The organism is Flavobacterium sp. (assembly GCF_044376915.1).
Lineage (GTDB): Bacteria > Bacteroidota > Bacteroidia > Flavobacteriales > Flavobacteriaceae > Flavobacterium.
The window spans coordinates 1-5,012 of record NZ_JBILKB010000103.1 but is presented as its reverse complement, the minus strand read 5'-3'; the positions used below and the strand labels follow the sequence as shown (position 1 = coordinate 5,012).

Sequence of the window (5,012 nt, the reverse complement as noted above, 5' to 3'; positions counted from 1 at the left end):
TGAAGGGAAAAAGTCTCGACATTTTTGATTACAAAAGTGAAGATAAAGCGGTACGCACCCATTTTATTAACGAAATTTCAAATCGTTCGCTAATAATTGGCGGGGGTGGTTTGCTCAATCGCAGTGGTTTTGATAAGCAAATGCAACTGTTTGAAAAACTGACCCAAAAAGGTAAAAAAATAGTTCTTTGGGGTGTGGGGCACAACGAAAAATCACCCAAAACATATGGAAAAGTTTCGAAATATTCCGTTGATATTCAAAAATTTGGTTTAGCTGGAACTAGAGATTACAACATGCCAGGCGAATATGTGCCTTGTGTGAGTTGTTTGCATCCTATTTTTGATCAACAGTTTACCCTTTCTAATGAAGTAGGCGTTGTTTTTCATAAAGACACGCTCAAAAAAGAACACATTACAACTAAGTATCAAAATTTTGCTACTTCGTCCAATACCACTAATCTAGAAGAATTGATTCAATTTATTGGCAGTTCCGAAAACATCATAACCGACAGCTATCATACTATGTATTGGGCCATGTTGTTGGGGAAAAAAGTGATTGCCATCCCAAATTCTTCGAAATTTTTCGATTTCAAACACCAACCCATCATTTCAACTTTTGATGAGGCACTTCAACATTTGAATAAAGGAGTAATTTATAACGGATTGCTAGACGAATGTAGAGATCTTAATCATAAATTTGCTGAAAAAGCCTTCAACTATTTAAATCTTTAACATGGACATCAATACCGAAGTACACAATGCTTTCGAAGTGATCAAAAATGGTGGTATTATTTTATATCCTACCGATACGGTATGGGGTATTGGCTGTGACGCTACAAATGAAGAAGCCATACAAAAAATATATGCTTTAAAACAACGCGAGGAAACGAAAAGCATGATTGTTTTATTGAATGGAGAACGTATGATGTATAATGTTTTCAAAGAAGTTCCAGAGGTTGCCTGGCAGATTCTTGACTTATCGGAAAAACCTACCACTTTAATCCTTGATAATCCGAGAAATGTAGCAAAAAACATCATCGCAGAAGACCAAACTTTAGGAGTTCGGATCGTAACAGAACCTTTTTGCTTTAAACTCATGGAGCGCATGAAAAAGCCATTGGTTTCGACTTCTGCCAATATATCGGGAATGTTTACACCTAAAACTTTCAAAGAAATTAGTCCCGAAATTATAAAAGGTGTCGACTATGTAGTAAATTTGCATCACGATAAAGTATGCAAAAATCCTTCTACGATTATCAAATTAGGTTTAGATAGTCAGGTAAAAGTGATTCGCAAATAAAAATGTGCCAATATTTCGATTTGTCAATTAGCCAATGATGTTGTTTGATAATTAATTAGCACATTGACGAATTGTCACATTGACGAATTAAAAAAATGAATTACAAACAACAGTTAGAACATAACATTTTCAAAATCATAACGCAGGCAGCACAAGAACTCAACTTGGAATGCTATGTGATTGGTGGTTTTGTACGCGATATCCTACTGAATCGAAACCATAAAAAAGACATTGACATTGTAGCTGTTGGAAGTGGAATTGAACTGGCATTAAAAGTATCCCAACTCATCCCTTTTCATCCCAAAGTACAGGTTTTTAAAAATTATGGCACAGCTATGTTGCGATATGATGATATGGATATCGAATTTGTGGGTGCTAGGAAAGAATCCTATACACATGATAGTCGTAACCCTTTAGTAGAAAACGGCACGTTAAAAGACGATCAAGAACGTCGTGATTTTACCATAAATGCGCTTGCTTTTTCATTGAATTCAGCAAATTTTGGCGATTTAGTCGATCCCTTTAATGGTGTATCCGATTTAGAAAACAAAATCATCAAAACACCCTTAAATCCAGATATCACCTATTCGGATGACCCCTTACGCATGATGCGTGCTATTCGTTTTGCCACCCAATTGAATTTTGAAATTGAGTCCGAATCATTAGCCGCAATTTCAAAAAACAAAGAGCGAATTCACATCATTTCAGGAGAACGGATCGTGGATGAATTGCACAAAATACTGGCTTCTGAAAAACCATCTATAGGATTTTTACACTTGTATCAGACGGGGCTACTCGACATCATTATACCTGAATTGACCGCGTTAAACAATGTCGAAGAAGTAGAAGGTCATACCCATAAAAACAACTTTTACCATACACTAGAAGTCGTAGATAACATTTGTCCCAATACCGATGATGTGTGGTTGCGTTGGGCAGCACTACTACATGATATTGGCAAAGCACCTACCAAAAGGTTCAATAAAAAACAAGGCTGGACCTTCCACGGACATGAATTTTTGGGCGGCAAAATGGTCAAAAAAATCTTTGAACGTTTGCACATGCCATTGAATCACAAAATGAAATTTGTGCAAAAAATGGTCATGATGAGTTCGCGACCCATTGTAATTGCCGAAGACATAGTTACCGATAGTGCTGTAAGACGATTGGTTTTTGATGCCGGTGAAGATGTTGATAGTTTAATGACTTTGTGTAAAGCCGATATCACCACAAAAAACCCTAAGAAATTCCAGAAATATCATAAAAACTTTGACATCGTAAAAGAAAAAATTATTGAAGTTGAAGAAAAAGACCGCGTTCGAGTATTTCAACCGCCCATATCTGGTGAGGAAATCATGGTACTATTTGGTTTAAAACCAGGTAGAGAAATAGGAATTTTAAAAGAAGCAGTTAAAGAAGCGATCTTAGAAGGTGACATCCCAAATGAGTATGAAGCCGCAAAAGAATATGTTATAATACGTGCTGAAAAATTAGGTTTAAAAAAAATATAAATAAAATAGCTGCCAATCTGCGGACATAACAAATGAAAAAATATTTTCTTACAACAGCAAAAACAGCATTAGTTTTAGTCTATTTGGTCATTCTTGCAGGTGCCTTAGTTCGAATGACAGGTTCAGGAATGGGTTGTCCAGACTGGCCAAAATGCTTTGGCTATTACATTCCGCCGACGGAACAAAAAGAACTTGAATTCACACCTAATAAAGTTTACGATAAAGGTCAAGTGATCATAAAAAATGAAGGTTTACTGGTAGCTAAATCGGATTTCACGGCTTCAACCTCTTTTTCAGAAACCAATTGGGAAGCCTATACCAAACACGATTATGCTATTTTCAACCCAGCGCATACGTGGATTGAATACATCAATAGATTGCTAGGAGCATTGGCCGGAATAGCTTGTTTTGTTGCGTTTATTTTCGCTTTTGGGTATTGGAAAGAAAACAAAAAAATAGCTTTCTATTCGCTGTTGGTTTGCATACTGATGGGGTTTCAAGCTTGGTTAGGAAAAACAGTAGTGGATTCGGTATTGAGTCCGGTCAAAATTACCACCCACATGTTAACGGCCTTCTTAATTGTGGGGTTACAGTTGTATATTATATATGTGGTTTCAGCTAAAAACAGTATTAGAAAATACGACAAAACATTTAGCACAACACTTGTTGTAGTGCTGCTTCTTACTATTGTTCAAGTGGTTTTGGGTACTTATGTCCGGGAGTTCATTGATACCGTTGAAAAATCGGGAGCACCTAAATCATTTTGGTTACAACATCCTGAAATTACATTTTACGTTCACCGAAGTTTTTCAATAGTTGTCTTTTTTGCCAATTTATTTTTACTGCTTCGAAATAGCAATCTGAAATTGGGATTCGAAAAAGTAAATTGGGTCGTTCGAATTTTAATTTTCGAAATTATATCCGGTATCATCATGGTGTATGTTGATTTTCCATTCGGAAGTCAGACCCTACATTTGGTCTTAGCAACATTCTTATTCAGTGTGCAATTTTATTTACTGTTAGAAAATAAAAAAGTAACAGAAAAATAATACTACTTTTGCAGTCCGACTATATTGTCACAGTTCTTTGTTATTAACTTTAGATGTCAAAACTACATGCCTCTGATAAATTTTTAGACTTATCAGACTACGGAAGGTCATTTGGAAGATTTTTCGCGCTCCAATTAAAAGAAACACGCTTTACGCCTATTCATGTTACCCTTCTATTTGGACTTTCCGGATTGCTAGCTTTGTATAGCATTTGGAACCAATCCTATATTGCTGCTGCCTTTTTTATTGTATTAAAATCAGGAATTGATGCTGCCGATGGCGAATTGGCCCGCTTAAAGAAAACACCTTCCTATGTGGGACGCTATTTGGATAGTATCTTTGATATTGTGCTCAATTTTTTATTCCTGATGATGATTTGCTACGTTTCTAAAACTCCATTTTGGGTAGCTTTACTAGCTTTTATCGGATTGCAACTTCAAGGAACACTTTACAATTACTACTATGTAATTTTGAGAAATAAATCGGTTGGAGGTGATACGACCAGTAAAATATTTGAATACAAAACACCCAAAGCATTGCCTGGGGAAACCCAAAAAGCGGTTGCTATCTTATTTGGACTGTACACCATTTGTTACGGTGCTTTCGACAAAATCATCCATACTTTAGACCCTGAAGCTTATAAAGTTAAAACCTTTCCTAATTGGTTCATGACCTTACTTTCGGTATACGGATTAGGCTTTCAATTGCTCATCATTGCTTTGATGCTGCCTTTGGGTTGGATCGACTATATCGCACCCTTTTTTATCGGTTATTCGAGTTTGCTCTTTATCCTGATTGGGATTCGAAAAACAGTATTAAAACCTTAACCACTAATTAGTAGGGAGTCCAATTTACCATTGAAGTGCTAATTTCTAAGGAATTATTAGTACCATTGTAACATATTGTAAATTAATTCGTTTTAGTATCAACCATTAATTACCTATGAAAAAAATCAAAACCATTTTTTGCCTTGTATTACTTTTATCGTTTCATGTTGGAGATTCGTGCAGCATGTATAAAGTGACAAAAAATGGAAAAACAATGGTTGGGTGTAATGAAGATGCTTGGAGAACCACTTCCCATATTTGGTTTGAAGTTGGACAAAACAACCAATATGGAGCAGCTTTTACAGGCTCTAGATGGGACGGAGAAA

At 36.0% G+C, this 5,012-nt stretch carries 5 protein-coding genes and 1 pseudogene; all 6 read left to right on the top strand.

The features are described 5' to 3' along the window. On the top strand, positions 1-731 hold a 731-nt coding region (locus tag ACIQ6Z_RS08960), incomplete at its 5' end, for a hypothetical protein (RefSeq protein WP_396210548.1). A gap of 1 nt (position 732) precedes the next feature. After that, positions 733-1,299: an L-threonylcarbamoyladenylate synthase gene (locus ACIQ6Z_RS08955; protein WP_396210547.1), complete on the top strand. Its 567-nt coding sequence runs from the start codon at positions 733-735 to the stop codon at positions 1,297-1,299. Positions 1,300-1,394: 95 nt separating this feature from the next. Next, the gene (locus ACIQ6Z_RS08950) at positions 1,395-2,810 is read left to right on the top strand and encodes a CCA tRNA nucleotidyltransferase (RefSeq protein ID WP_396210546.1); all 1,416 of its coding nucleotides are present in this window, start codon (positions 1,395-1,397) and stop codon (positions 2,808-2,810) included. Positions 2,811-2,842: 32 nt separating this feature from the next. Then, positions 2,843-3,859, top strand: coding sequence for a heme A synthase (locus tag ACIQ6Z_RS08945; RefSeq protein ID WP_396210545.1), 1,017 nt, complete (start codon positions 2,843-2,845; stop codon positions 3,857-3,859). A 53-nt stretch (positions 3,860-3,912) separates the two neighbouring features. Then, positions 3,913-4,686, top strand: coding sequence for a CDP-alcohol phosphatidyltransferase family protein (locus ACIQ6Z_RS08940; protein WP_396210544.1), 774 nt, complete (start codon positions 3,913-3,915; stop codon positions 4,684-4,686). Positions 4,687-4,801: 115 nt separating this feature from the next. Further along, a pseudogene (locus ACIQ6Z_RS08935) lies at positions 4,802-5,012 on the top strand (hypothetical protein); the annotation flags it as partial.

Excerpts from the sequence above, each read along its gene's own strand:
- ACIQ6Z_RS08955 (WP_396210547.1), top strand. The coding sequence starts at position 733 with ATGGACATCAATACCGAAGTACACAATGCTTTCGAAGTGATCAAAAAT.
- ACIQ6Z_RS08950 (WP_396210546.1), top strand. The coding sequence starts at position 1,395 with ATGAATTACAAACAACAGTTAGAACATAACATTTTCAAAATCATAACG.
- ACIQ6Z_RS08945 (WP_396210545.1), top strand. The coding sequence starts at position 2,843 with ATGAAAAAATATTTTCTTACAACAGCAAAAACAGCATTAGTTTTAGTC.
- ACIQ6Z_RS08940 (WP_396210544.1), top strand. The coding sequence starts at position 3,913 with ATGTCAAAACTACATGCCTCTGATAAATTTTTAGACTTATCAGACTAC.